This is a genomic window from Pseudomonas sp. HN2-3, assembly GCF_020691745.1.
GTDB classification, from domain to species: domain Bacteria; phylum Pseudomonadota; class Gammaproteobacteria; order Pseudomonadales; family Pseudomonadaceae; genus Aquipseudomonas; species Aquipseudomonas capeferrum.
This window is the reverse complement of record NZ_CP085704.1, coordinates 1,726,173-1,752,742: the sequence shown is the minus strand read 5'-3', so window position 1 is coordinate 1,752,742 and position 26,570 is coordinate 1,726,173. Positions and strand designations below refer to the sequence as shown.

At 63.0% G+C, this 26,570-nt stretch carries 21 protein-coding genes; 7 read left to right on the top strand and 14 right to left on the bottom strand.

Annotated elements, in window-relative coordinates; all coding sequences use genetic code 11:
* Position 1: 1 nt before the first annotated feature.
* A complete protein-coding gene (locus LJX93_RS07950; protein WP_033700392.1) occupies positions 2-1,252 on the bottom strand; it encodes a lipoprotein-releasing ABC transporter permease subunit in 1,251 nt (416 codons plus the stop codon).
* 93 nt (positions 1,253-1,345) lie between these two features.
* Between LJX93_RS07950 and LJX93_RS07945 the strand changes: the two genes are divergently transcribed.
* Together LJX93_RS07945 and LJX93_RS07940 are read left to right on the top strand one after the other, a co-directional pair.
* The gene (locus LJX93_RS07945; RefSeq protein WP_033700393.1) at positions 1,346-1,930 is read left to right on the top strand and encodes a PilZ domain-containing protein; all 585 of its coding nucleotides are present in this window, start codon (positions 1,346-1,348) and stop codon (positions 1,928-1,930) included.
* A gap of 29 nt (positions 1,931-1,959) precedes the next feature.
* Positions 1,960-2,676, top strand: coding sequence for a glycerophosphodiester phosphodiesterase (locus LJX93_RS07940; protein ID WP_033700395.1), 717 nt, complete (start codon positions 1,960-1,962; stop codon positions 2,674-2,676).
* Between the two features lie 48 nt (positions 2,677-2,724).
* Here the strand turns inward: LJX93_RS07940 and sthA are convergent, their stop codons facing one another.
* The 3 genes from sthA to LJX93_RS07925 form a co-directional block, all read right to left on the bottom strand.
* Positions 2,725-4,119 (bottom strand): Si-specific NAD(P)(+) transhydrogenase, encoded by a 1,395-nt coding sequence (sthA, locus tag LJX93_RS07935; RefSeq protein WP_033700396.1) that lies wholly within the window; start codon positions 4,117-4,119, stop codon positions 2,725-2,727.
* A 201-nt stretch (positions 4,120-4,320) separates the two neighbouring features.
* Positions 4,321-5,319 carry an FAD:protein FMN transferase gene (locus LJX93_RS07930; RefSeq protein WP_033700398.1) on the bottom strand — a complete coding sequence of 333 codons (999 nt, stop codon included), beginning with the start codon at positions 5,317-5,319 and terminating at the stop codon, positions 4,321-4,323.
* 197 nt (positions 5,320-5,516) lie between these two features.
* Positions 5,517-6,980, bottom strand: a complete 1,464-nt coding sequence (locus LJX93_RS07925) for a glyceraldehyde-3-phosphate dehydrogenase (RefSeq protein WP_033700399.1) — start codon at positions 6,978-6,980, stop codon at positions 5,517-5,519.
* A 167-nt stretch (positions 6,981-7,147) separates the two neighbouring features.
* Between LJX93_RS07925 and mfd the strand changes: the two genes are divergently transcribed.
* Genes mfd through LJX93_RS07910 form a run of 3 tightly spaced genes read left to right on the top strand, consistent with a single transcriptional unit; the run spans position 7,148 to position 14,528 of the window.
* Positions 7,148-10,597 carry a transcription-repair coupling factor gene (gene mfd / locus LJX93_RS07920; RefSeq protein WP_033700401.1) on the top strand — a complete coding sequence of 1,150 codons (3,450 nt, stop codon included), beginning with the start codon at positions 7,148-7,150 and terminating at the stop codon, positions 10,595-10,597.
* A gap of 9 nt (positions 10,598-10,606) precedes the next feature.
* The gene (locus LJX93_RS07915) at positions 10,607-11,179 is read left to right on the top strand and encodes a CsiV family protein (RefSeq protein WP_033700403.1); all 573 of its coding nucleotides are present in this window, start codon (positions 10,607-10,609) and stop codon (positions 11,177-11,179) included.
* 1 nt (position 11,180) lies between these two features.
* Complete coding sequence (locus LJX93_RS07910) at positions 11,181-14,528, top strand: DEAD/DEAH box helicase (protein ID WP_227696905.1); 3,348 nt, start codon at positions 11,181-11,183, stop codon at positions 14,526-14,528.
* Positions 14,529-14,639: 111 nt separating this feature from the next.
* Here the strand turns inward: LJX93_RS07910 and nagZ are convergent, their stop codons facing one another.
* Genes nagZ through LJX93_RS07895 form a run of 3 tightly spaced genes read right to left on the bottom strand, consistent with a single transcriptional unit; the run spans position 14,640 to position 16,933 of the window.
* Complete coding sequence (gene nagZ / locus LJX93_RS07905) at positions 14,640-15,638, bottom strand: beta-N-acetylhexosaminidase (protein WP_177326498.1); 999 nt, start codon at positions 15,636-15,638, stop codon at positions 14,640-14,642.
* 22 nt (positions 15,639-15,660) lie between these two features.
* Positions 15,661-16,185, bottom strand: coding sequence for a L,D-transpeptidase (locus LJX93_RS07900; protein WP_227696903.1), 525 nt, complete (start codon positions 16,183-16,185; stop codon positions 15,661-15,663).
* A gap of 40 nt (positions 16,186-16,225) precedes the next feature.
* Positions 16,226-16,933, bottom strand: coding sequence for a TetR/AcrR family transcriptional regulator (locus LJX93_RS07895; protein ID WP_227696901.1), 708 nt, complete (start codon positions 16,931-16,933; stop codon positions 16,226-16,228).
* A gap of 217 nt (positions 16,934-17,150) precedes the next feature.
* On the opposite strand from LJX93_RS07895, the gene lexA reads away from it, so the two are divergent.
* Together lexA and sulA are read left to right on the top strand one after the other, a co-directional pair.
* Entirely contained in the window at positions 17,151-17,759 is a 609-nt protein-coding gene (gene lexA, locus LJX93_RS07890; RefSeq protein WP_033700412.1) for a transcriptional repressor LexA, read from the top strand.
* 13 nt (positions 17,760-17,772) lie between these two features.
* Positions 17,773-18,249, top strand: coding sequence for an SOS-induced cell division inhibitor SulA (gene sulA / locus LJX93_RS07885; RefSeq protein WP_033700413.1), 477 nt, complete (start codon positions 17,773-17,775; stop codon positions 18,247-18,249).
* 50 nt (positions 18,250-18,299) lie between these two features.
* Here the strand turns inward: sulA and LJX93_RS07880 are convergent, their stop codons facing one another.
* The 7 genes from LJX93_RS07880 to LJX93_RS07850 form a co-directional block, all read right to left on the bottom strand.
* Positions 18,300-18,533, bottom strand: coding sequence for a hypothetical protein (locus LJX93_RS07880; RefSeq protein ID WP_028632474.1), 234 nt, complete (start codon positions 18,531-18,533; stop codon positions 18,300-18,302).
* A 50-nt stretch (positions 18,534-18,583) separates the two neighbouring features.
* Positions 18,584-19,099: a DUF6586 family protein gene (locus tag LJX93_RS07875; protein WP_033700416.1), complete on the bottom strand. Its 516-nt coding sequence runs from the start codon at positions 19,097-19,099 to the stop codon at positions 18,584-18,586.
* Between the two features lie 123 nt (positions 19,100-19,222).
* Positions 19,223-21,832, bottom strand: coding sequence for a type I DNA topoisomerase (topA, locus tag LJX93_RS07870; protein ID WP_033700418.1), 2,610 nt, complete (start codon positions 21,830-21,832; stop codon positions 19,223-19,225).
* Positions 21,833-21,933: 101 nt separating this feature from the next.
* The gene (locus LJX93_RS07865) at positions 21,934-22,185 is read right to left on the bottom strand and encodes a DUF1653 domain-containing protein (RefSeq protein ID WP_033700421.1); all 252 of its coding nucleotides are present in this window, start codon (positions 22,183-22,185) and stop codon (positions 21,934-21,936) included.
* Between the two features lie 78 nt (positions 22,186-22,263).
* Complete coding sequence (fadA, locus tag LJX93_RS07860) at positions 22,264-23,439, bottom strand: acetyl-CoA C-acyltransferase FadA (protein ID WP_033700424.1); 1,176 nt, start codon at positions 23,437-23,439, stop codon at positions 22,264-22,266.
* 34 nt (positions 23,440-23,473) lie between these two features.
* Positions 23,474-25,621 carry a fatty acid oxidation complex subunit alpha FadB gene (fadB, locus tag LJX93_RS07855; protein ID WP_047583293.1) on the bottom strand — a complete coding sequence of 716 codons (2,148 nt, stop codon included), beginning with the start codon at positions 25,619-25,621 and terminating at the stop codon, positions 23,474-23,476.
* Positions 25,622-26,117: 496 nt separating this feature from the next.
* Positions 26,118-26,555, bottom strand: coding sequence for a hypothetical protein (locus tag LJX93_RS07850; RefSeq protein ID WP_047583292.1), 438 nt, complete (start codon positions 26,553-26,555; stop codon positions 26,118-26,120).
* Positions 26,556-26,570: the final 15 nt, after the last annotated feature.

Below are 26,570 nucleotides of genomic sequence, written 5' to 3'. Positions count from 1 at the left end.
CTCACTCATAACGTAGCGCCTCTGCAGGCTGGGTGCGGGCCGCACGCCAGGCCGGGTACAGGGTGGCGAAGAAACTCAGGACCAGCGCCGCGGCGCAGACCATGTACACGTCATTGGCCATGATCTGCGACGGCAGGTAATCGATGAAATAGACGTCGGCGTTGAGGAACTTGTGCCCGATCAGCGTCTCAATGCCGGCAATCGCCGCGCTCACGTTGAGCGCTGCCAGGATGCCGACCACGGCGCCGATCAAGGTGCCGATCACCCCGATCACCGTACCCTGCACCATGAAGATGGCCATGATCTGCCCAGGCGTGGCGCCAAGGGTGCGCAAGATCGCGATGTCGCCGCGCTTGTCGTTGACCACCATTACCAGGGTGGAAATGATGTTGAATGCCGCCACCGCCACGATCAGCAGCAACAGCAGGCCGATCATGGCCTTCTCCATGCGGATCGCCTGGTACAGGTTGCCATGGGTGCGAGTCCAGTCACGGCTGTAGAACTCCTGGTCACCCAAGTGCTGGGCGATGTCCCAGGCCACGCGCGGTGCCTGGAACAGGTCGTCGAACTTCAGGCGCAGGCCCTGCACCTGGTTCGGCTTCCAGCGGTGCAGGCGAGACAGGTCGTTGATGTTGGTCAGGCCCAGGTAACCGTCGATCTCGCCGGCGCCCACGTGGAAGGTACCGACCACGGTGAAGCGCTTCATGCGCGGGAACATGCCGGCCGGGGTCACACTGACCTCGGGGGCGACGAAGGTCAGCTTGTCGCCGATGGCGACACCCAGCTTGGCCGCAGCCTTGTCGCCGATCATGATGCCCCACTCGCCCGGCGCCAGCTGGTCGAGACGGCCTTGCTGGACGAAGTTGTCAATGATCGACACCTCGCGTTCGCGCGCCGGGTCGATGCCATTGAGCAGCACCTTCTGCACCTTGCCGTCATGGGTCAGCAGGCCCTGCATCTGGGTGAAGGGCGCAACCGCCACCACCTGCGGATTCTGCTTTACTTGTTGGGCAAGCGCAGGCCAGTCGTCAAGCGGCTGGCCGCTCTCGAGCGTGGCATGGGGAATCATGCCCAGCACGCGGGTACGCATCTCGTGGTCGAAGCCGTTCATGACCGAGAGCACCACGATCATCACTACCACGCCCAGGGCGAGGCCGATCATCGAGGTCAGGGAAATGAACGAGACGAAGTGATTGCGACGTTTGGCACGGGTATAACGCGTGCCGATAAATGCGAAAAGAGGTCTGAACATGTCGGGGCTTGTTCGGATGAAAGGGAACGTCCTTGTGGCGAGGCGCTTACGGCGGCTTTACACTCGGACCACCGCCGCTACCATGGGTTCGCCATGACGACATTAGACGAAGAAGATCGCCGCGAATACTACCGCATCGAAGATCAGATCGCACTTCAAATCAGCCCCTTGAGTGCGGCCGAAGCCCTTGAGCCAGAAGTGTTGCAGGATGATTCACCGCTGTTCAACCTGCTCAGCGAGCTGCACCTGTCCGACTTCGAAGCCCAGCACCTGCTGCGCCAGTTGAGTGACAAGGACCGCACCCTCGCGGCGTTTCTGCGGGCGCAGAGCAAACGCCTCGACCTGCTCAGCGCCGTGGTCGCGCAGACCCTCATCGGCGAAATCGGCCAGCCGCAGGCAGTGGTCATCTCCGAAGGCGGCATCGAGTCCAGCCAGGCCCAGCCCATCACCCCTGGCACCCGGGTCAAGGTGAAGATGGTGCTGATGCCCCGCGCCCACGGCCTGCTGCTGCGCGGCAAGGTCAGCCACTGCGACCCGCGCCCGGACGGCAGCTTCGAGCTCGGCACCGAATTCATCGACATGACCGACGCCCAGCGCCAACTGCTGGCCCGTTACATCCTGCAGCGCCAGCAACAGCAACGGCGCCAGCAACTGGAACAGAACGACCCTGCTTCCTGAGCCTTTCCCTTTGAATTGAAGGAACGAACGTGACCCTGATCTACGGCCATCGCGGCGCCAAGGGCGAAGCCCCCGAAAACACCCTGAACAGCTTCCGCCAATGCCTGTCCCACGGCGTCAATCGCTGCGAGCTGGACCTGCACCTGTCGGCCGATAACGAGCTGATGGTGATCCACGACCCGACCCTCAAACGCACCACCGGCCGTCGCGGCAAGGTGGTCGAGCAGCCGGCGGCCGACCTCACCAAGATCGACGCGCGCAAGGGCGGCCCGGGCTGGGTGCAGCCCTGCCCCATCCCGAAACTGGAAGAACTGTTCGAAAAATGCGCTTTCGAGCATTGGCAGCTGGAGGTCAAGAGCGCCTCGCGCACCCGCGCCGCCAGCACGGTGCTGGCGATTCGTGAACTGGCCCAGCAATACGGCCTGCTGGACAAAGTCACCATCACCTCGAGCTCACGCGAAGTGCTGGGTGCTGCCCTGGAGCTGGTGCCGGACGTGGCGCGCGGGCTGGTGGCCGAATACGCCTGGCTCGACCCACTGAAGGTCGCGCAGAACTACGGCTGCGAGCTGCTGGCATTGAACTGGACACTGTGCACCCCCGAGCGCCTGCTCAAGGCACAGGGCCAGGGGTTGCACGTGTCGGTGTGGACAGTCAACGAACCGGCACTGATGCGCCGGCTCGCTGATTTTGGCGTGGACAGCCTGATTACAGACTTTCCCGGTTTGGCCAAGACCACCCTCGGGTAGGGCTGAAATCGGTCTCCCCGACCGGCTCAGGCCACCGGCCGGAGCCGCTTAAAAAAGCCGGTTCAGGCCGTCGTAGGCAGCTACCCGATAAGCTTCGGCCATGGTCGGGTAGTTGAAGGTGGTGTTGACGAAGTACTTCAGGTTATTCAGCTCACCCGGCTGGTTCATGATGGCCTGGCCGATGTGGACGATTTCCGAAGCCTGGTAGCCGAAGCAGTGCACGCCGAGGATTTCCAGGGTTTCACGGTGGAACAGAATCTTCAGCATGCCCTGCGGCTCGCCAGCGATCTGCGCACGCGCCATGCCTTTGAAGAAAGCCTTGCCCACTTCGTACGGCACCTTGGCCTGGGTCAGCTCTTGCTCGTTCTTGCCGATCGAGCTGATCTCCGGAATGGTGTAGATGCCGGTCGGCACGTCATTGACGAAGCGCCAGCTGCCATTGTCGACGATGCTGCCGGCAGCCGAACGGCCCTGGTCGTGGGCGGCACTGGCCAGGCTCGGCCAGCCGATCACATCACCGGCGCCGTAGATGTTCGGCACGGTCGTGCGGTAGGCCTCGTCGACCTCGATCTGGCCACGGCTGTTGACCTTGATGCCGATGTTTTCCAGGCCCAGCTTGTCGGTGTTGCCGGTACGGCCGTTGCACCACAGCAAGGCGTCGGCCTTGATCTTCTTGCCCGACTTCAGGTGCAGGACCACACCATTGTCCAGGCCTTCGACCCGCTCGTACTCCTCGTTATGGCGTACGGTGATGTTGTTGTTGCTGAAGTGGTAGCTCAACGCCTGGGAAATTTCCGAATCCAGGAAGCTCAGCAACTGGCCACGGTTATCGACCAGCTCGACCAGCACGCCCAAGCCGCTGAAGATCGAGGCGTACTCGCAGCCGATCACGCCGGCGCCGTAGACGATCAGTTTGCGCGGGGTGTGGCTGAGGCTGAGGATGGTGTCGCTGTCGTAGACGCGTGGGTGATGGAAGTCGATGTCGGCCGGGCGATAAGGGCGCGAGCCGGTGGCGATGATGATGTGCTTGGCGTTTAGTTTTTCCACCACACCGTTGGGGCAGACCACTTCGACGGTCTGCTCGTCGGCGAAGCTGCCGGTGCCGAAGAACAGGTCGACACGGTTGCGCGCGTAGTAGCCGGTGCGCGAGGCGACCTGCTTGGAAATGACCTTCTCGGCGCTCTTGAGCACGTCCGGGAAGGAGAACCAGCGGGGCTCGCCGATGGCACGGAACATCGGGTTGGTGTTGAACTGCATGATCTGCCGCACCGAGTGACGCAGTGCCTTGGACGGGATGGTGCCCAAGTGGGTGCAGTTGCCGCCGACCTGGCGACGGCTGTCGACCATCGCCACCTTGCGCCCTGCTTTGGCGGCGTTCATTGCCGCGCCTTCTCCGGCCGGGCCGGAACCCAGCACCACTACGTCGTAGTTGTAGACAGCCATGCGTACTCCTTCAGAACTGGCCCGCGAGTCACGGTGGCTCGCGGGGCGCGATCATGTCGCCGGGGCGCCATGAGAAAATTCGGTTGCAGTCTAATCAAGCGTGAACGCCGCGCACATTAACCCTTGGTCGCGTCGTAGGCCAATTTTGCCTGCACTACATGTGGTTCACCGATTCCCTGGCGATCATCCATCCTTGCGCTTTCACTCGCCTTTCATTGCCCGTTCGAACGCAGGGGTGGTTCGGGAGACGAAGCCACCCTCGGCCCGAGTCACCAGCACAGCGGCAAGGTCATGGCTGATGGCGAAATCCCAGCCGCGCTCCGGCCCGAGGATCAGCAGCAGGGTCGAGTAGCCATCGGCCTGCAGCGCCGAGGCATCGAGCACGGTGACGGCGGCCAGGTCGTGCGCGACCGGGCGCCCGAGGCGGGCATCGAAGGTGTGCGAATAGCGCCGGCCATTCTCCTCGAAATAATGGCGATAGTCACCCGAGGTCGATACCGAAAGGCCATCCACCGGGATGACCTGGCGGGCGATCTGGCGGTCTTCACGGGGCAGCTCCAGGGCGATGCGCCAGGCGCTGCCATCAGGCTTGCGGCCAACGGCCTTGAGCTCGCCAGTGGCTTCGGCGATGAAGCTGGTAATACCCATGGCGCGCAGGCGCTCGGCGATCAGGTCGACGGCGTGGCCGGCGGCGATGCTGTTGAAATCCAGCTCGACGGGGGCGTCCTTGCACAGCGCCTGGCCTTCGATGCGCAGGTGCTGGTAGCCCACGCGAAGGCGCACCTGGGCCAGGGCCTGCGGGTCGGGCACCTGTTCGTGACGAGCCTGGGGGCCGAAGCCCCAGAGGTCGAGCAAGGGCTCGACAGTGAGGTCGAAGGCGCCGGCACTTTGCACAGCCAGGTGCTGGCCGAAACGGACCAGGTCGAGCATGTCGCGCGGCAGCGCCAGGCACTGGTTGGCCGCGAGCTGGTTGAACTGGCTGACGGTGGAATCGCTGCGATAGGTCGAGTAGTGCAGGTCGATCTCCTGCAGGATTGCCTCGACTGCCGCCTGCACCTGGGCCGGGGGCGGGCCTGCGGGCTCGCGCACGTACTGGATGCTGTAGCTGCTGCCCATGGTAGGGCCGCCCAGGCGCTCCAGGGTCGGGCCTTGGTTGCAGGCGGTGAGGAGCATCAATGCCAGGAGAAGGACTGTACGCACATTCGCTTACTCGACTATCCGGGACGGCCTCTTCGCGGGGCAAGCCCGCTCCCACAGAAAAACCCTCAACCTTGAGGATGTCACTCATCCTGTAGGAGCGGGCTTGCCCCGCGAAGAGGCAGCCCGGACAACACAATAGTCAGGACAAAAAAACGGGAACCCGAAGGTTCCCGTTTTTTCATTGCCTTACAAGCGAATCAGCGCGGAAACGCTGGCGGGTTCACACCGGCCATGTCTTCCATCACGCGAACCACCTGGCAGCTGTAACCGAATTCGTTGTCGTACCAGACGTACAGCACAACGCGGTTGTCATTGCAGATGGTGGCTTCGGCATCAACCACACCGGCGTGGCGCGAACCGACGAAGTCGGTGGAAACCACTTCCTGCGAGCTGACGTAGTCGATCTGCTTGTGCAGGTCCGAGTGCATGGCCGTCTGGCGCAGGTACTCGTTGATCTCTTCGCGGGTGGTGGCCTTTTCCAGGTTCAGGTTCAGGATGGCCATCGAGACGTTCGGCGTCGGCACGCGAATGGCGTTGCCGGTCAGCTTGCCTTTGAGCACTGGCAGCGCCTTGGCGGCAGCAGTGGCGGCACCGGTCTCGGTGATGACCATGTTCAGCGGCGCGGCGCGGCCACGGCGGCTGCCCTTGTGGAAGTTGTCGATCAGGTTCTGGTCGTTGGTGAACGAGTGAACGGTTTCGACGTGACCATTGATGATGCCGTACTGGTCGTTGACAGCCTTCAGCACCGGCACGATGGCGTTGGTGGTGCAGGAGGCGGCCGAGATGATCTTGTCATCAGCAGCGATTTCGCCGTGGTTGATGCCGTGCACGATGTTCTTCAGCGCGCCCTTGCCAGGTGCGGTGAGGATCACGCGGGCAGCGCCCGGGCAGGCCAGGTGCTGGCCCAGGCCGTCGGCATCACGCCATACGCCGGTGTTGTCGACGATCAGCGCGTTGTCGATACCGTACTGGGTGTAGTCGACTTCGCTCGGGCTCTTGGCGTAGATAACCTGGATCAGGTTGCCGTTGGCGGTGATGGTGTTGTTGGCTTCGTCGATGGTGATGGTGCCATCGAACGGGCCGTGCACCGAGTCACGGCGCAGCAGGCTGGCACGCTTGACCAGGTCGTTCTCGGCGCCTTTGCGCACGACGATGGCACGCAGACGCAGGCCATCGCCACCACCGGTCTTCTCGATCAGGATGCGCGCCAGCAGGCGGCCGATACGGCCGAAACCGTACAGCACGACGTCGGTGCCTTTACGCGCCGAAGCGTTCTGCTGGCCAACCACGTCGGCCAGTTCTTCACGCACGAACTGCTCGGCGCTGCGGCCGTTGCCTTCTAGCTTGAACTTGTTGGCCAGCTTGCCCAGGTCGACCGAAGCGGCGCCCAGTTTCAGCTCGCTCATGGCCTTGAGCAGGGGGAACGTCTCGTGGACAGACAGTTCGGTCTCGTCGGCCTGACGATGACGCGCAAAGCGGTGTGCTTTGAGGATCGAGATAACCGAACGGTTGATCAGGCTGCGGCCATAAATCGAGCTCACCACGTTGTTGTTGCGGTAGAGCTGACCGATAAGCGGGATCATCGCTTCAGCCAACGCTTCACGATCAATCCACTCACCAAGACACTGGTCGGGCTTCTGAGTCACGGGAACCTTCCACATGTAGGGACAGAAAAAAGGGGCTACATTATGACGCCCCAACGCGGAACGGGCAATGAGCGCCTGTCGCGGCAGCCAGAGCCAGTGTTCATGGCCTTTGGAGCCTGACAGCGGGCACCGGCACCGGTACAATCGGTCTCTTTGCCGCAACGCTTGGAGTGCAATCTCCCGTGTCAGTTCTGCGCCTACCGCAACTGTCGGCCACGGCCGGCAAACAAACCTGGGGCAACCTGCCCGGTGCCGCCCTCAGCCTTGCCATTGCCGAAGCCGCCAGCAGCGCTGGCCGCTTTACCCTGCTGCTGACGGCAGACAGCCAGGCCGCCGACCGTCTGGAACAGGAGCTGCGCTTCTTTGCCCCAGACCTGCCGGTGCTGCCCTTCCCCGATTGGGAAACCCTGCCCTACGACCTGTTCTCGCCACACCAGGACATCATCTCCCAGCGTATTGCCAGCCTGTACCGGCTGCCGGAGCTGAGCCACGGCATCCTGGTGGTGCCGATCACCACCGCCCTGCATCGCCTGGCGCCGACCCGCTTCCTGCTGGGCAGCAGCCTGGTGCTGGACATCGGCCAGACCATCGACGTCGAGCAGATGCGCACGCGCCTCGAAGCCAGCGGCTACCGCTGCGTCGACACGGTGTACGAGCATGGCGAGTTCGCCGTGCGCGGCGCCCTCATCGACCTGTACCCCATGGGCAGCAAATTGCCCTACCGCATCGACCTGTTCGATGACGAGATCGAAACGCTGCGCACCTTCGACCCCGAGACCCAGCGCTCGATCGACAAGGTCGACTCGGTACGCCTGCTGCCGGCGCGCGAGTTCCCGATGCAGAAAGAGGAAGTGACCCGCTTCAAGGCCCGCTTCCGGGAGCGCTTCGACGTCGACTTCCGGCGCAGCGCGATCTTCCAGGACCTGGCCAGCGGCATCATCCCGGCCGGCATCGAGTACTACTTGCCGCTGTTCTTCGAAGAAACCTCGACCCTGTTCGACTACCTGCCCAGCGATACCCAGGTGTTTTCCCTGCCCGGTGTCGAGCAGGCGGCCGAGCACTTCTGGAACGACGTGCGCGGGCGCTACGAAGACCGCCGTGGCGACCTGAGCCGGCCATTGCTGCCGCCTGCCGAACTGTTCCTGCCGGTCGAAGACTGTTTCGCCCAGCTCAAGCAATGGCCGCGGGTGGTGGTCAGCGCCGAAGACGTCGACCCTGGCGTCGGCCGTGAGCGCTTCCCCGCACGCGCCCTGCCGGACCTTGCCATCGAGGCCAAGGCTAATCAGCCGCTGGCCGCGCTGGCCGGGTTCCTCGACCAGTTCCCCGGGCGGGTACTGTTCACCGCAGAATCGGCGGGCCGTCGCGAAGTACTGCTGGAACTGCTCGAGCGCCTCAAGCTGCGCCCACACACCGTCGAAGGCTGGACCGACTTCATCACCGGCTCCGAGCGCCTGGCGATCACCGTCGCGCCGCTTGACGAGGGCCTGGTGCTGGACGACCCGGCCATCGCCCTGGTGGCCGAGAGCCCGTTGTTCGGCCAGCGCGTGATGCAGCGCCGGCGCCGCGACAAACGTGGCGAAGCCGCCAACGATGCCGTGATCAAGAACCTCACCGAGCTGCGCGAAGGCGCGCCGGTGGTGCACATCGACCATGGCGTGGGCCGCTACCTGGGCCTGGCGACCCTGGAGATCGACGGCCAAGCCGCTGAGTTCCTCACCCTGGAATACGCCGAGAACGCCAAGCTTTACGTGCCGGTGGCCAACCTGCACCTGATTGCCCGCTACACCGGCAGCGACGACGCCTTGGCGCCGCTGCACCGGCTCGGCTCCGAGGCCTGGCAGAAGGCCAAGCGCAAGGCCGCCGAACAGGTGCGCGATGTCGCTGCCGAACTGCTCGACATCTACGCCCGCCGCGCCGCCCGCAAAGGCTATGCCTTCGCCGACCCGGCCGCCGACTACGCCACCTTCAGTGCCGGCTTCCCCTTCGAGGAAACCCCCGACCAGCAAAACGCCATCGAAGCCGTGCGCGCCGACATGCTCGCGGCCAAGCCGATGGACCGCCTGGTGTGTGGCGACGTGGGCTTCGGCAAGACCGAAGTGGCCATGCGTGCGGCCTTCATCGCCGTGCACAGCGGCCGCCAGGTGGCGGTACTGGTGCCTACTACCCTGCTCGCCCAACAGCACTACAACAGCTTCCGCGACCGCTTCGCCGACTGGCCGGTAACCGTCGAAGTGATGAGCCGCTTCAAGTCGGCCAAGGAAGTGGCCAGCGCTGCGGCAGACCTTGCCGAGGGCAAGATCGACATCCTCATCGGCACCCACAAGCTGCTGCAGGACGATGTCCGCTTCAAGGACCTGGGCCTGGTGGTGATCGACGAAGAGCACCGCTTTGGCGTACGCCAGAAGGAACAGCTCAAGGCGCTGCGCAGCGAGGTGGACATCCTCACCCTGACCGCCACGCCAATTCCACGCACCCTGAACATGGCCGTGGCCGGCATGCGCGATCTGTCGATTATCGCCACGCCGCCGGCGCGACGCCTGTCGGTGCGCACCTTCGTCATGGAGCACAACAACAGCACGGTCAAAGAAGCACTGCTGCGTGAACTGCTGCGCGGCGGCCAGGTGTATTACCTGCACAACGATGTGAAAACCATCGAAAAATGCGCCGCAGACCTCGCCGAACTGGTGCCGGAAGCACGCATCGGCATCGGCCACGGGCAGATGCGCGAGCGCGAGCTGGAACAGGTGATGAGCGACTTCTACCACAAGCGCTTCAACGTGCTGATCGCCTCGACCATCATCGAGACCGGCATCGACGTGCCCAGCGCCAACACCATTGTCATCGAGCGTGCCGACAAGTTCGGCCTGGCCCAGTTGCACCAGTTGCGCGGCCGGGTCGGGCGCAGCCACCACCAGGCCTACGCCTACTTGCTGACCCCGGCACGGCAGAAGGTCAGCAGCGACGCCGAGAAACGCCTGGAAGCCATCGCCAATACCCAGGACCTGGGGGCCGGTTTTGTTCTGGCCACCAACGACCTGGAAATCCGCGGCGCCGGCGAACTGCTTGGCGAAGGCCAGAGCGGGCAGATCCAGGCCGTGGGCTTCACCCTCTACATGGAAATGCTCGAACGCGCCGTCAAGGCGATCCGCAAGGGCAACCAGCCGAACCTGGAGCAACCGCTCGGTGGCGGCCCAGAGATCAACCTGCGCCTGCCAGCGCTGATCCCCGAAGACTACCTGCCCGATGTGCATGCACGGCTGATCCTCTACAAGCGCATCGCCTCGGCGGCCGACGAAGAGGGCCTCAAGGACCTGCAGGTCGAGATGATCGACCGCTTCGGCCTGCTGCCCGAGCCGACCAAGAACCTGATGCGCCTGACCTCACTCAAACTGCAGGCGGAAAAGCTCGGCATCAAGAAAGTCGATGCCGGCCCCAACGGCGGCAAACTCGAGTTCGAGGCCGAAACACCGGTCGACCCGCTGACCTTGATCAAGCTGATCCAGGGCCAGCCCAAACGCTACAAATTCGAAGGCGCCACCCAGTTCCGCTTCCTGGTCCCGATGGAGCGCCCCGACGAACGTTTCAACACCCTTGAGGCGCTGTTCGAGCGCCTGACCCCACAGCCTGCCTAAGGAAGATCCATGCGTGCCATCCGTTGCCTGACCCTGCTGCTGGCGCTGTTCGCGCCAACAGCCTTCGCCGAAGGGGTGTATCAGGTAGAAATGATCCTGGTGCGGCAAAACAGCGTGCCCGCCTTCACCAGCCCGTTCGCGCCCGAAAACTGGCGCGCCGACGGCAACCCCCTGGACAAGGCGGCCGAGCGCCCGCTGGGCCTGGAGGACGAGGTCACCCGCCTGCAGGCCACCGCCGACTACACCGTGCTCATGCACAAGGCCTGGCAGCAGCAGGCCGGCAGCGAGCCCAGCCGCATCGCCCTGAGCGAGGGTGAAGAGCAGTTCGGCCACTTCCCCATCGAAGGCAACCTGAGCATCGCCGAAGGCCGCTTCATTGCCGTGCAGGCCAACTTCTGGGTCAACCAGCTCGACAGCAACGGTAGCGTGCTGCGCAGCGAGCAATTCAAGCAGAGCAACAGCAACGTCAAGGCCGGCCAGCTGACCTTCCTCGACGGCGGGCACCTGGCGGTGCTGCTGAAGGTGACCCCGGCCGGGATGCGCAAACTGCCGGCGCTTGACCCGGAGATGATGGAGCAGTGATGTGAGCGAGAGCGATGCGCAGTTCTTCGTCCGCGAGCATGACGGGTGGACGTTCACGTTTGACCGCAAAACCCTGCAGCGCGGCCTGGATTATGCCGAGGATGGCAGGAGCAAGATCGTATCGATCCTCGACCTGACCATCCGCGCTCAATGTGCGGGTTCCGGTGGCCGCGAATACCACCAACGCATCGAACTGGACATGACCGAGGACGGCCTTGAATGCGAGGGAACGTGCTCGTGCCCGGTCGGTGACAATTGCAAACACTGCGCGGCGGCGCTCTATGTGCTGGAACGTGGCCCGGACTTTATCGAAGGCGCGCCAGACCAGCCCCTTGCTGCCACGCAGTCAGCGCAGCAATCCCTTGAACTGCCCCCCGAACTCGCGCACTGGGTGGAGGCGCTGGAACTACCAGCAGCACCCACTGCGGAGCCTGCCAAGCGAAAAGGCCCCGCACTCTACTACGTGGTGAGCAACAACCATGGCCAATGCATGCTCAGCGTTTTCAAAGGCACCCGGCAGGCCGATGGCACCTTGAAGCTGGGCCGCCCCAGTTCGATGCCCGAGCTCATCTACTACACGCCCAAATACGTGACCGATGAGGACTTGCGCGCACTCCGGCTGATCGATGCCCTCGGCAAGGATTACAGCCTGCCGATTGCGCGACTGGAAGGCAAAAAGGGCGCCGAACTCTATGAGTATGCGCTGGCCACCGGCCGCTTGCTGTACGACGAACAACAGGCTCCACTGGCCCAAGGCCCGGACCTGCCTGCCGAATTTCGCTGGGTGCGACTGGACAACGGTAGCTATCGCGGCGCCTGGCACCATGATGAACATGCCCACCGGTTGGCACTGCCGCTCGACCCACTCTATTACGTGGACACCCAGAACGGGCAGACCGGCAAGCTGCTGCATGACCTTGACCCGTTCATTGCCAGTCAGTTGGCGAGTGCACCCACGGTTCCCGAGCACCTGATCATTCCGTTGAGCCATCGCTTGAATGCGCTGAACCGGCAGGTGCCGACCCCCACAACCGTGCGCAGCGAACAGATCGATGACATCCAGCCGCGCCCTCACCTGACCTTGGGCAGCCTCGAATTCAGCGCCTACATGCCCAAGACCGGCCGCATGCAGCGCCAGATGCAGCACCGCGCCGCGCTGTCGTTCGACTACGATGGCCTGCGCACCAGTGGCAACGACGACAAGCCACTGACCCGCCTGGTCGACGCCACCAGCCAGCGCATTCGCCGCCAGCCCAAAGCCGAGCAGGCACTGCGCAAAGCCTTGCGCGACCTGGGCTTCAAGGCCGCCACCCGGCAGAGCAAAGCCCTGCCCGACAGCGCCGGTGAGATGCACCAGTTGCCGGATGACGAGGCCTGGCTGCACTTTGCCCGCAACGACTTGGCGCGCCTGCGTGAAGACGGCTGGGTGATCGATATCCACCGTGATTTTGCCTTCAACCTGCAAGAGGTGGACGACTGGTACGCCAACATCGACGAAGCCCCCGGCCATGAATGGTTCGACCTGGAGCTGGGCATCGTGGTCGATGGCCAGCGCCACAGCCTGCTGCCGATCGTGCTGCAGTTGCTGCGCAGCAACCCGGAGCTGCTGCGCGCCACCGAACTGGCCCGGCGCAGCGATGACGAACACCTGCTGATCGACCTCAACCGCGGCCGCCTCGACAGCCCTGCGTTGCGCGTCGCCCTGCCCTACGGCCGCATCAAGGCCGTCATGGGCACCCTTGGCGAACTGTACCTGCATGAACACGCCGCAGGCCCCTCGCTGCGCCTGGACCGTGCAGATGCCGCGCGCCTGAACGAACTCGATCACCTGCCGTTGCACTGGGAAGGTGGTGCGCATGTGCGCGATTTGGGCAAGCGCCTGCGCGATGCGCGCGACCTGCAGGTCGCGCCGCCCACGCAGCTGAACGCCACCCTGCGCCCCTATCAGCAACAAGGCCTGAACTGGTTGCAGGCCCTGCGCGAAATGGGTACCGGCGGCATCCTCGGCGATGACATGGGCCTGGGCAAGACCCTGCAGGCCCTGGCGCACCTGCTGCTGGAAAAACAGTCCGGGCGCCTGACCGCCCCGGCCCTGGCTGTGATGCCGACCAGCCTGGTACCGAACTGGCTCGACGAAGCCCAACGCTTCGCCCCCGACCTGCGCGTGCTGGCGTTACACGGCCCGGGGCGCAGCAAGCATTTTGCCGCGCTGCACGACTACGACCTGGTCCTGACCACCTACGCCCTGGTACCCCGCGACCTCGAACACCTGCGCGCGCAGCCTTGGCACCTGCTGGTGCTCGACGAGGCGCAAAACATCAAAAGCAGCACCAGCAAGGCGGCCCTCGCCGTCTGCGAATTGCAGGCCGAACAACGCCTGTGCCTGACCGGCACGCCCATGGAAAACAACCTCGGCGAGTTGTGGTCGATCTTCCACTTCCTGATGCCTGGCTGGCTGGGCGACCTCAAGCACTTCAACCAGGCCTACCGGACCCCGATCGAACGCCATGGCGATACCGAGCGCCTGGCCCACCTGGCCAGCCGCATCCGCCCGTTCCTGCTGCGCCGAACCAAGGAGCAGGTAGCCACCGAGCTGCCTGCCAAGACCGAAATGGTCCACTGGGTCGAGCTCAGCGATGCCCAGCGCGACACCTACGAAGCCGTGCGCGTGGCCATGGACAAGAAGGTCCGCGACGAGATCGCCCGCAATGGCGCCTCGCGTAGCCAGATCATCATCCTCGACGCCCTGCTCAAATTGCGCCAGGTGTGCTGCGACCTGCGCCTGGTGAAGGGCGTTGAAACCAAGGGCAACCAGGCCGACAAGGGCAAGCTCGGGGCGCTTCTGGAAATGCTCGAAGAGCTGCTCAGTGAAGGCCGCCGGGTATTGTTGTTCTCCCAGTTCACCTCGATGCTGGCACTGATCGAGCAGGAACTGCAGAAGCGCAAAGTCCGTTACAGCCTGCTGACCGGCGACACCCGTGACCGCCGCACACCGGTGCAGGCATTCCAGCAGGGGGACAGCGAGGTGTTTCTGATCAGCCTCAAGGCAGGTGGCACCGGGCTGAACCTGACGGCTGCAGACACGGTGATCCACTTCGACCCCTGGTGGAACCCGGCAAGCGAGAACCAGGCCACCGACCGCGCTTACCGCATTGGCCAGGACAAGCCGGTGTTCGTGTTCAAGCTGATCACCCGCGGCACCGTGGAAGAGAAAATCCAGTTGTTGCAACAGGAGAAGGCGGCACTGGCCTCGAGCCTGCTCGATGGTGGGCAGGCAGGGCAGTGGCGGCTGGGGGATGAGGAGATCGAAGCGCTGTTCGCGCCGCTGCCTGGCAAGCGCGGGCGCTGAGCTTACGGCGTCCGCTTGGGGTTTACGGCGCCTTCAGAATCGAGCGCCGCGCGGGCGGCGCTCGATCTCCAATACACCTCAAGCCTCAAGACATGCGCCTCTTGGCCAAACTCAGTCGATCAACTGCGCCTCTTTCAAGGCCCCCAACGCCTCCAGCCAACGCGGCTGCTGGCGATAATCGGTACGTGCAAAGCCCTGCCCCTGCATCCGCGCAATGCGCGGCGAAGGCTTGACCTTGAGCCGCTGCGCCGCACTCAATGCCAGCTCCGCCGCCGCCCGGTCATTGCACACCAGGCCCATGTCGCAACCGGCGCTCAAGGCCGCCTCGATCCGGTTGGCGGCATCCCCGACCACGTGCGCACCGGCCATGGACAGGTCGTCACTGAAGATCACCCCGTCAAAGCCCAACTCGCCCCGCAGGATGTCCTGCAACCAACGCCGCGAGAAGCCCGCCGGCTGGTTGTCGACCTGCGGATAGATCACGTGCGCCGGCATTACCGCCGCCAGTTGCCCGCTGAGCCGGGTGAACGGCACCAGGTCCGCCTGGCGCAACTGCTCAAGGCTGCGCTCGTCAGTGGGGATGGCCACATGGGAATCGGCCTCGGCCCAACCATGCCCCGGGAAATGCTTGCCACAGGCCGCCATGCCCGCAGCGTTCATGCCACGGATAAAGGCCGCCGCCAACTGCGTGGCACGCTGCGGGTTACCTTCGAAGGCGCGGCTGCCGACCACGGCGCTGCGCTGGTGATCCAGGTCCAGCACCGGCGCAAAGCTCAGGTCCAGGCCTACAGCCAACACCTCGGTGGCCATCAACCAGCCGCATTGTTCCGCCAGGTACTCGGCGTTGTCGTTGTCGGCCAGCGCACGCATGGCCGGCAGGCGCACGAAACCTTGGCGCAGCCGCTGTACCCGACCACCCTCCTGGTCGACCGCCAGGATCAACTCAGGGCGAATCGCGCGGATCGACGCACACAGTTCGCGCACCTGGCGCGGGCTGTCGATGTTGCGGGCAAAAATGATCAAGCCGGCCACTTCAGGCTGGCGCAGCAGGTGACGGTCTTCGGCGGTCAGCCATTTACCGGCGATGTCCACCATCAGGGAGCCTTGCAGGCTGACGGTCATGGGAAATCCTTCATTGAAGACTTAAAGAAGCCCACTGGGGGCAAGCCGCCTGTTCGATGCGCACGCGGCAATGGGCCGGCACCCGGTCGAACAGGGCAACCAAATCGGTGTTGTGCAGGCGAATGCAGCCATGGGACAGCGGCACGCCCAAAGGTTCGCTCAGCGGGGTGCCATGCAGGTAGATATAGCGCCGGAACGTGTCGACCGCACCCAGGCGGTTGACGCCCGGCTCGCAGCCACTGAGCCAAAGTATGCGGGTGAGCACCCAGTCACGCCCGGGGAACTGCGCCTGCAGCTCGGGCGACCAGACTTCGCCGGTCCAGCGCCGCCCGCGCAACACTGCGTTCAGCGGCAGGCCCGTGCCAATTTTTGCCCGCACCTGATGCAGCCCGCGCGGGGTGCAGCCCGAACCGTTGCGCTCGCCAGCGCCGTTGCGCGCCGTAGAAACCACCATGCGCACGCACAGCCGCCCCTGGGTGAACCCATAGAGGCACTGGTCGGCAAGGGATATGTGCAAAAAATCGAGATCGGGCATGGGCGCTAGCTTAGCCGAAGCGCCCTGCCCCGCCCAGCCTTCAGGCCTTGGCGGTGGTGGCGCTGGTCTTGCTGCGTGGGCGCAGCTGGGCCGCTGCCATCGCTTCGTCGGTAACCCCGCTGTCGGCGCGCATGCCCGCAGCCAGGAATGGCACCATCAGGCGCATGACCTGTTCGATCGAGGTATTGATGCCGAAATCGGTCTCGGCGATGGCACGCAGGGCCTTGATGCCGGACATGCTGAACGCGGCGGCGCCGAGCATGAAATGCACGCGCCAGAACAGCTCCAGCGGCGGCACCCGTGGTGCAGCCTCGTTGACCAGCAGCATGTAGCGGCGGAACACCTTGCCGTACATGTCTTCCAGGTAGCGGCGCAAGTGCCCCTGGCTCTGACTGAAAGCCAGCCCCAACAGGCGCATGAAGATGGACAGGTCGTTATTGCTGCGCGGCTGCACGGCCAGGGCCTGCTCGACGAGCATTTCCAACAGCTCTTCGAGACTGGGCTTTTGCTCCGGGCGCGCCTGACGACGCTCCAGCTCACGCTCGAGGCTGGCACAGAACGGCCCAAGGAAGCGCGAGAACACCGCCTGGATCAGGGCCTTCTTGGAACCGAAGTGATAGTTGACCGCTGCCAGGTTCACCCCGGCCTTGCTGGTAATCAGCCGCAACGACGTTTCTGCAAACCCTCTTTCCGCGAACAACTGCTCGGCAGCATCGAGAATGCGTTCAACGGTTTCCGATTGGGCCATGATTATTCCGCCAGACAAACAGGTGTTTGAAACATACGTTTCAGTCCTGCTTCTGTCAAGGCTCGGTGACCGGGCGGTCGCCATTTAAAAGCGCCCCTTTACACGCTGCAAGCGACAAGTTGGCCCGCGCGGCACTTTTTGTTGCTGCTTGGCGCTTGCAGCTCATCCAGTACTGTATATAATCCCAGTCACTGTATAAAAAGACAGAGCGCTCACCATGTTGAAACTGACGCCACGCCAAGCCGAAATTCTCGCGTTCATCAAACGTTGCCTTGAAGACAACGGTTTCCCTCCGACGCGCGCTGAAATCGCTCAGGAGCTGGGCTTCAAATCGCCCAACGCCGCCGAAGAGCACCTCAAGGCCCTTGCCCGCAAAGGCGCCATCGAGATGACCCCGGGCGCATCCCGCGGCATCCGTATCCCGGGCCTTGAAACCAAGGCCGAAGAGAACGGCCTGCCGATCATTGGCCGGGTCGCAGCCGGCGCACCGATCCTCGCCGAGCAGCACATCGAGCAATCTTGCAACATCAACCCGAGCTTCTTCCACCCTCACGCCGACTATCTGCTTCGCGTACACGGCATGAGCATGAAGGATGTCGGCATCTTCGACGGCGACCTGCTGGCAGTGCACACCTGCCGCGAAGCCCGCAATGGCCAGATCGTCGTCGCCCGCATCGGTGACGAGGTGACCGTCAAGCGCTTCAAGCGCGAAGGCACCAAGGTCTGGCTGCTTGCCGAAAACCCCGAATTCGCCCCCATCGAAGTCGACCTGAAAGAACAGGAACTGGTGATCGAGGGCTTGAGCGTCGGCGTCATACGCCGCTGATCCAGGAGGCGCCATGCAGCAGTTCATTCACGCACCCGAGCAAGCCCAGTTGCCACTGTTCGAAGCATTTCTAGCCCAGCCCATCCTGCCCGGCCTGAAAGCCAGTGAGCAGGCGCGCAAGATCAGCCAGCCCGATCTGTTCAGCGAGCTGTCGCTGCGCGGCGCTGCCGGGCACTGCCAGAGCCTGTTGGCCCCGGTGCTGCGCGAACTGAGCGAAGAGGACGATGCCCGCTGGTTGACCCTGATCGCCCCACCCGCAAGCCTGACCCAGGCCTGGTTGCGCGATGCCGGCCTCAACCGCGAACGCATCCTGCTGCTGCACCCTCGTGGCAATCAGAGCCCACTGCAACTCACTTGCGAAGCGCTGCGCCTGGGCCGCAGCCACACCGTGGTCAGCTGGCTTGGCAGCGTCAATGCCAGCGCGCGTCAACTGCTGCTTCGCTCAGCCAGTGCCGGAAACGCACAAAGCCTGAACATCCGCCTCGGCTGATGTTCAGGCTTTGCCTGTCACTCAGAAACCGCTGATACCCTGCACGCCGATCAATGCAGAACGCGAGGGCCTTCTTCGCGTTCGAGCTCGCCGTCCATCAGGCGACCTGCCATCTGCACGCCCACACTGAGCATGGCCTTGGCCACTTCCACATGCTGACCCTGCAGGAACACCTTGGCGTCTTCCGAGAAATCCAGGGTTACCAGAGAGCCCTCATCCTCCGCACGACGCAGTTCGATCCGGCCATCAGGCAACTCGACAATTTCCAGAAAAGACGTAGACATAAAAGGCTGTTCTCCACGAAAGGCCAGCATTGTACCAGCCGCAGCGGCTATCAGCACTCACTCAACGCGTCACGGAAACGTCTCACCAAGCTTTTGAGGTTGCTGCGCCAGCTTTCCAATTCTTCACGCGACAGCGCGGGTTGCTCGGGCTCATCGAGATTGACGGCCTGGATCAACGGCTGGGTGACATCGGTTTTAGGCGTTTTTTTCGCGACCGGTGGTCGGAACAGATCGGCATAAGCACTGAGCATTTGCGCCAGCCAGGTTTCCCGCTGGCGGGACAATTCCAGCAGCTCGGCCACCTCCGGGATAGCAATCTCATTAAAAGCATCGCCAGCCAGCAGCTGCTCGACATTAGCCCCTGCCGGCAAGCGGTAGAAACCGCCGATCTCATGGCACAGCCCCAGCAGAGCACCGTACAGGTGGAACAGTGCCGATTCGCGTTCGGCCTGGACCAGGCCCTGGGCGTTCATTGCCTGGCCCTGTTCGGCCTTGGCCATGGACTCGAGTGCGAGGCCTGCGAAGAACAGCTTCTGATTGGTGCGGGTGTAGAGTTCCTGGGCCATTTTAATGCCCTCCCCTGAGATGCAGAACGATTGCAGCCAGTTTCCGGCAAGCCCTGCCCGGCCGCAAGCTGAATGTCCCTGAAATGACTGGGGGCCGCAAAGCGGCCCCCAGTTCAACGCCAATCAGCGTTTGTCTTCAACCTTCCACGCATTACCGTCGTAGAACGCCTTCCAGCCGGTCGGCTTGCCATCGACCTCGGACTGCACATACTGCTCCTTGGTCTTGCGGCTGTAGCGAATTACCGCTGGACGCCCTTCCGGGTCTTTCTGCGGTGCATCGCAGAGGAAGTGGTACTTCGGATCGATCTCATGCTTGTGCGGGACGATCTCCAACACCAGTGGTGCACGTGTCTCGCGGTTTTTCGGGAACTGACTGGCCGCCAGGAACAACCCCGAAGCACCGTCACGCAACACGTAGGTGTCATCGACCTTCTCGCACTTGAGCTCCGGCATGTCCACCTTGTCCATCTTCGGTGGCGCCGCCTCACCGCTCTTGAGCAGCTTACGGGTGTTCTTGCACGCAGGGTTGGTGCAACCGAAGAACTTGCCGAAGCGGCCGGTCTTGAGCTGCATCTCGCTGCCACACTTGTCGCACTCCAGGCTCGGCCCTTCATAGCCCTTGATGCGGTAGCTACCCTCTTCGATCTCGTAGCCCACACAGTCCGGGTTGTTACCGCAGATGTGCAGCTTGTGCTTCTCGTCCAGCAGGTAAGCGTCCATCGCCGTGGCGCAGATCGGGCAGCGGTGCTTGCCCAAGAGAACACGGGATTCCGACTCGCCTTCATCGTCCGCTGCAATTTCGTCACCCGGCACCAGGTTGACGGTTGCCTTGCAACGCTCCTTGGGCGGCAGGGTGTAGCCCGAGCAGCCAAGGAACACGCCCGTCGAGGCGGTGCGAATCATCATTGGGCGACCACATTCCTTGCAGGCAATGTTGGTCATGGTCGGCTGGTTGGCACGCATGCCGTTTTCGGCCGACTCGGCTGTCTGCAGTTTTTTGCTGAAGTCGCCGTAGAACTCGTCGAGCACGTTCTTCCAGTCACGCTCGCCCTGGGCCACGTCGTCGAGGTTTTCTTCCATGCCGGCGGTGAAGCCGTAGTCCATCAGGTTGGCGAAGCTCTCGGACAGGCGCTCGGTGACGATGTCGCCCATCTTCTCGGAGTAGAAGCGGCGGTTGTGCAGGGTCACATAGCCACGGTCCTGGATGGTCGAGATGATCGCGGCGTAGGTCGACGGGCGGCCGATGCCGCGCTTTTCCATTTCCTTGACCAGGCTCGCTTCGGTGAACCGCGCCGGTGGCTTGGTGAAGTGCTGGCTCGGGTCGATCTGGATCAGCTTGAGCGCTTCACCCTGGACCATCTCCGGCAGTACGTCGTCTTCGCCAGGCTTGCTCTGTTGCGGCAGCACACGGGTGTAACCGTCGAACTTGAGGATACGGCCCTTGGCACGCAGCTCGAAGTCGCCAGCGGCTACAGTGACGCTGGTGGACAGGTATTGCGCCGGCGGCATCTGGCAGGCCAGGAACTGGCGCCAGATCAACTCGTACAGGCGCTCTGCGTCGCGCTCCATGCCACTGAGCTTGGTCGGGTGGGTGTTGACGTCGGAAGGACGAATCGCTTCGTGCGCCTCCTGAGCCCCTTCCTTGCTGCTATACACCAGCGGGTTTTCCGGCAGGTACTGCTTGCCGAACTCGCGCTCGATGTAGCCACGCGCCATGTCCAGGGCATCAGCCGACAGGTTGGTCGAGTCGGTACGCATGTAAGTGATGTAGCCGGCTTCGTACAGACGCTGGGCCATCATCATGGTTTTCTTCACCCCGAAGCCCAGGCGGTTGCTCGCCGCCTGCTGCAAGGTGGAGGTAATGAACGGCGCCGACGGCTTGCTGCTGGTCGGGCGGTCTTCACGCTTGACCACGCTGTAGCTGGAAGCCTTGAGCTTCTCCAGTGCAGCCATGGTCTGTGCTTCATTCAGCGGCTTGAAAGCCTCGCCCTTCTCGCGCGCCACTTCGAAACGCACCTTGGCGTTCTTGGCGGTGCCGAGGTCGGCGTGGATCTCCCAGTACTCTTCGGGGATGAAGGCGCGGATCTCGCGTTCGCGCTCGACCACCAGCTTCACCGCTACCGACTGGACCCGGCCGGCCGACAAGCCACGGGCAATCTTGGCCCACAACAGCGGCGAAACCATGTAGCCCACCACGCGATCGAGGAAGCGTCGCGCCTGCTGGGCATTGACGCGGTCGATGTCCAGCTCGCCCGGTTGCGAGAAGGCCTCCTGGATGGCCTTCTTGGTAATTTCGTTGAACACCACGCGCTTGTAGCGGCTGTCGTCACCACCGATGGCTTCGCGCAGGTGCCATGCGATGGCCTCCCCTTCGCGGTCCAAGTCGGTTGCGAGATAGATGGTGTCGGCGTCCTTGGCCAGGCGGCGCAGTTCTTCGATCACCTTTTCCTTGCCAGGCAGGATCTCGTACTTGGCCTTCCAGCCGTGATCGGGGTCGACACCCATGCGCGCCACCAGTTGGCGGCGTGCCTTTTCTTTCGGCGAAAGGGCCGGCGCCTCACCCGCAGCCTTGCCACGCTTGGCGGCCGGCTCTTTGCTAGCGCTGGCCGAACCGCTGGTGGGGAGGTCTCGGATATGGCCGATACTCGACTTCACCACGTACTGGTTGCCCAGGTACTTGTTGATGGTCTTGGCCTTGGCCGGGGATTCCACAATGACCAGCGATTTGCCCATGGATCGGAGTATTCCTGAATCTGAAAGATGAAAAACGCGTCAGGTGCCAGACGCGGCACCGCTATATATAGTGGCAAAAGAGTGAGGTCAAGCGCGGTCGTTCACACGTGCGACTTGCCAAGCAACCCTGGCAGCCCCTCTTCGGCCTTGACCAAAGCAAAGCGTGGCACCTGCTCGCCGTCAACCTCGACGGACTCCTGGAACATCGAAAGGGGGCGTACCCAGAACCCGTAATCACCATACAGGCATTGGTAGAACACCATCCACTCTTCGCTCTCGGAGTGCTGCGCAACACTGAAGACACGGTACTCAGGCCCCTTGTAGTGCCGGTATACGCCTGGCTGTATCTGCATGCTACTCACCCTCTTGAACAAATCTTGTAAAAAACAAAAACCGGGGCACATGGCCCCGGCTGCTGTCCCGCAACGCGATCAGACGCGTTCGAAGACAGTGGTGATGCCCTGGCCGAGGCCGACGCACATGGTAGCGACCCCCAGAGTACCGCCATTCTGCTTCATGACGTTGAGCAGGGTGCCGGAAATCCGTGCCCCAGAGCAACCGAACGGGTGGCCCAAAGCAATGGCGCCGCCGTGCAGGTTAACCTTCTCATCCATCTTGTCGAGCACTTTCAAATCTTTGAGCACTGGCAGGGCCTGTGCAGCGAAGGCTTCGTTGAGCTCGATGAAGTCGATATCGGCCATGGTCAGGCCGGCGCGCTTGAGGGCTTTCTGGGTCGCCGGCACCGGGCCGTAGCCCATGATCGCCGGGTCGACACCGGCCACGGCCATCGAGCGAAGCACCGCCAATGGCTGGATACCCAGGTCCATGGCACGCTGGCCAGACATGACGATCATGCACGAAGCGCCGTCGGTAATCTGCGACGAAGTACCGGCGGTAACGGTGCCACCTTTGGGGTTGAACGCAGGCTTGAGCGACGCCAGCCCTTCGAGCGTGGTTTCCGGGCGAATGGTCTCGTCGAAATCGAAGACCTTCAGGAAGCCGTTCTCGTCATAGCCCTGCATCGGGATGATCTCGTCCTTGAACTTGCCTTCGACCGTCGCCTTGTGGGCGAGCTGGTGCGAACGCAGGCCGAACAGATCTTGCTGTTCGCGGCTGATGCCATGCATTTTGCCGAGCATCTCTGCCGTCAGGCCCATCATTCCGGAAGCCTTGGCGGCATGCAAGGACAGGTGCGGGTTGGGGTCGACGCCATGCATCATGCTGACGTGGCCCATGTGCTCGACACCCCCGACCACGAACACATCGCCATTGCCAGTCATGATTGCCTGGGCGGCGGTGTGCAACGCACTCATCGATGACCCGCACAGACGGCTGACGGTCTGCGCCGCCGACGTATGCGGGATCGGGGTCATCAGCGAGGCCATGCGGGCGACGTTCCAGCCCTGCTCCAGGGTCTGGTTGACGCAGCCCCAGATCACATCCTCGACCTCTTTAGGGTCGACCTTGCCGTTGCGTTCCAGCAGCTTGGTGATCAGGTGCGCGGACATGTCTTCGGCGCGCGTGTTGCGGTGCATGCCACCCTTGGAGCGGCCCATTGGTGTGCGACCGAAGTCGACAATCACCACGTCTCTTGGATTGAGGCTCATATCAAATCTCTCGCTCTACTCTTGCGTTGGCCGCTCAGTTGAAGAAACGCTGGCCGCTCTTGGCCATTTCGCGCAGCTTCGCGGTCGGGTGGTACAGCGGCCCCAGGTCGGCGTACTGATCGGCCAGGGCGACGAATTCGGCGACACCAATCGAGTCGATGTAGCGCAGCGCACCACCGCGGAACGGAGGGAAGCCGATGCCGTAGACCAGACCCATGTCAGCTTCGGCGGCGGTCTCGACAATGCCGTCTTCCAGGCAGCGCACGGTCTCCAGGCACAGCGGGACCATCATCCAGTTGATGATGTCGTCGTCGCTGACTTCACGTTGCTCGAACACGATCGGCTTGAGCACGTCGAGCACGGCGGCATCGAACACCTTCTTCGGCTTGCCGCGTTTGTCGGTCTCGTAGGCGTAGAAGCCTTTGCCGTTCTTCTGGCCCAGGCGGTTGGCCTCGTACAGGGCGTCTACCGCCGAGCGGCGCTCGTCTTTCATGCGGTCCGGGAAGCCCTCGGCCATGACGTCGCGGCCATGGTGGCCGGTGTCGATGCCGACCACGTCCATCAGGTATGCAGGGCCCATGGGCCAGCCGAAGCGCTCCATGACCTTGTCGATGCGCACGAAGTCGACCCCTGCACTGACCAGCTTGGCGAAGCCGCCGAAGTACGGGAACAGCACGCGGTTGACCAAAAAGCCCGGGCAGTCGTTGACCACGATCGGGTTCTTGCCCATCTTCTTGGCGTAGGCCACGGTGGTGGCAACCGCCACATCACTGGACTTCTCGCCACGAATCACTTCGACCAGCGGCATCATGTGCACCGGGTTGAAGAAGTGCATGCCGACGAAGTTCTCGGGGCGCTTGAGCGCCTTGGCCAGCAGGTTGATGGAGATGGTCGAGGTGTTGGACGCGAGGATGGCATCCTCTTTCACCTGGCCTTCGACTTCTGCCAGCACAGCTTGCTTGACCTTAGGGTTCTCGACCACGGCCTCGACGACGATATCGACGTTGGCAAAATCACCGTAGGACAGGGTCGGACGGATGGCATTGAGTGCTTCAGCCATCTTCGCCGGGGTCAGGCGGCCCTTCTCGACGCGATTGCCCAGCAGCTTGGAGGCTTCATTCAAGCCCAGCTGGATGGCGTCCTCGCGGATGTCCTTCATCAGAATCGGCGTGCCCTTGACCGCCGACTGGTAGGCGATACCGCCACCCATGATGCCGGCGCCGAGCACGGCAGCCTGCTTCACGTCATGGGCGATTTCGTCATGAGCCTTGGCCTTGCGCTTGAGCTCCTGGTCATTCAGGAACAGGCCGATCAGGCTCTCGGCAACCGAGGTCTTGGCCAGCTTGGCAAAGCCAGCGGCCTCGATTTCCAGGGCTTTGTCACGGCCGAAGTTGGCGGCTTTCTGAATGCTCTTGATCGCTTCGACCGGCGCTGGGTAGTTCGGCCCAGCCTGGCCGGCGACGAAGCCCTTGGCCGTCTCGAACGCCATCATCTGCTCGATGGCATTGAGCTTGAGTTTTTCCAGTTTCGGCTGGCGCTTGGCCTTGTAGTCCAGCTCGCCACTGATGGCGCGCTTGATCAGGTCAAGGGCACCAGCCTGCAGCAGCTCCGGGGCGACCACGGCATCGACGGCGCCTACTTTCAGGGCGTCTTCGGCGCGGTTTTCCTTGCCGGCTGCAATCCACTCGACAGCGTTGTCCGAGCCGATCAGGCGTGGCAGGCGCACAGTACCGCCAAAGCCTGGGTAGATACCCAGTTTGACTTCAGGCAGGCCAATCTTGGCGCTGCTGGACATGACCCGGTAGTCGGCCGCCAGGCACATTTCCAGGCCGCCGCCCAGGGCGATGCCGTTGATGGCGGCTACGGTCGGCACTTCGAGGTCTTCGAAGGCGTTGAAGATGCGGTTGGCTTCCAGGTTGCCAGCGACCAGTTCGGCCTCGGGCAGCTTGAAGTTGTCGACGAACTCGGTGATGTCGGCGCCGACGATGAACACGTCCTTGCCACTGCTGACGATTACGCCTTTGACCGAAGCGTCGGCCTTGATGGCATCGACGGCTTGGCGAAGCTCGTTCAGGGTCAGGCGGTTGAATTTGTTGACGGACTCACCCTTGAGGTCGAACTTGAGTTCGACGATGCCACTTTCAAGAGCCTTAACCGTGATGGCTTTACCTTCGTAAATCATCAACTGATCTCCACGATATGGAAGCTAACTGTACACGCCGGTCGCTGCTGCCCAGGCAGGCCATGTGGCCCTGCCCCAGGCACACCCGTCAGCGCGCTAGTCGGGACTATGAACGAGCCGTGTGACATACAAACGCTCAATTCATACGCCCGTTTGATTTGGGTGTGCACACATTCTCCGAAAAGATCAGCGTTGTCAAATGCTCACGCACAGAGCGAAAACACGACTTTCCGGTCATTTTGTAGCGTCTGGGTACAAAGCATGACGTCAGTGATCACGGGGCATTCATGTCAGCGATTGACCACGAGGAGGAGGGAGTGACCCTGCGAGGGGAAGATTTTTCCGGCATTTCACTGGCAGCCGACTACACTGCCAATGGCTTCAAGCATTCCCGGCCTGCCTGGCCTTTTCTGCGCAGCAGAACGCAAAGCGGCGACTTGGCACCCCACCCCTTCAGGGGCTCTGCCAAGCCGCCGCTTTGTCGTTAAGCCATGTGTCAGGCGAGTGTTTCGAAGACCTGGGCAATATCCTGCAATACAGATTTATCGCCCCGTTCGGTCCAGTACAAGGCGATCATGCGCGGGTCGGCTTCGACCTTGTAGACGCTGGCGGGCAAGCGCGCAAAGGCCTCGGCAAGGCGCGGGTCCTCACACGGCTCGCGCCACTGGTTCCACCACACGCCCGGCGTGACCTGCCAGTAACAGAAGCTGTCCTCACGCCCCCGGCGCCGTGCGCGATGGTACTGCGGGCAGGGGCTTGGCGGCTCCTTTACCAGCCAGTGCGGCCACTGCTGGGGCGCCAGCTGCATGGCCAGCCCCATGCGCCGCGCTTCCAGGCGCAGGTTCATCTGCTCGCTCTGCTTGCGCGATGTGCGCAACCAGGAAAGCGGGCTGAGAATCAGCGCAAGGATTGACACCACCAGCAATACCGTCATATCAGTAGACCCCAT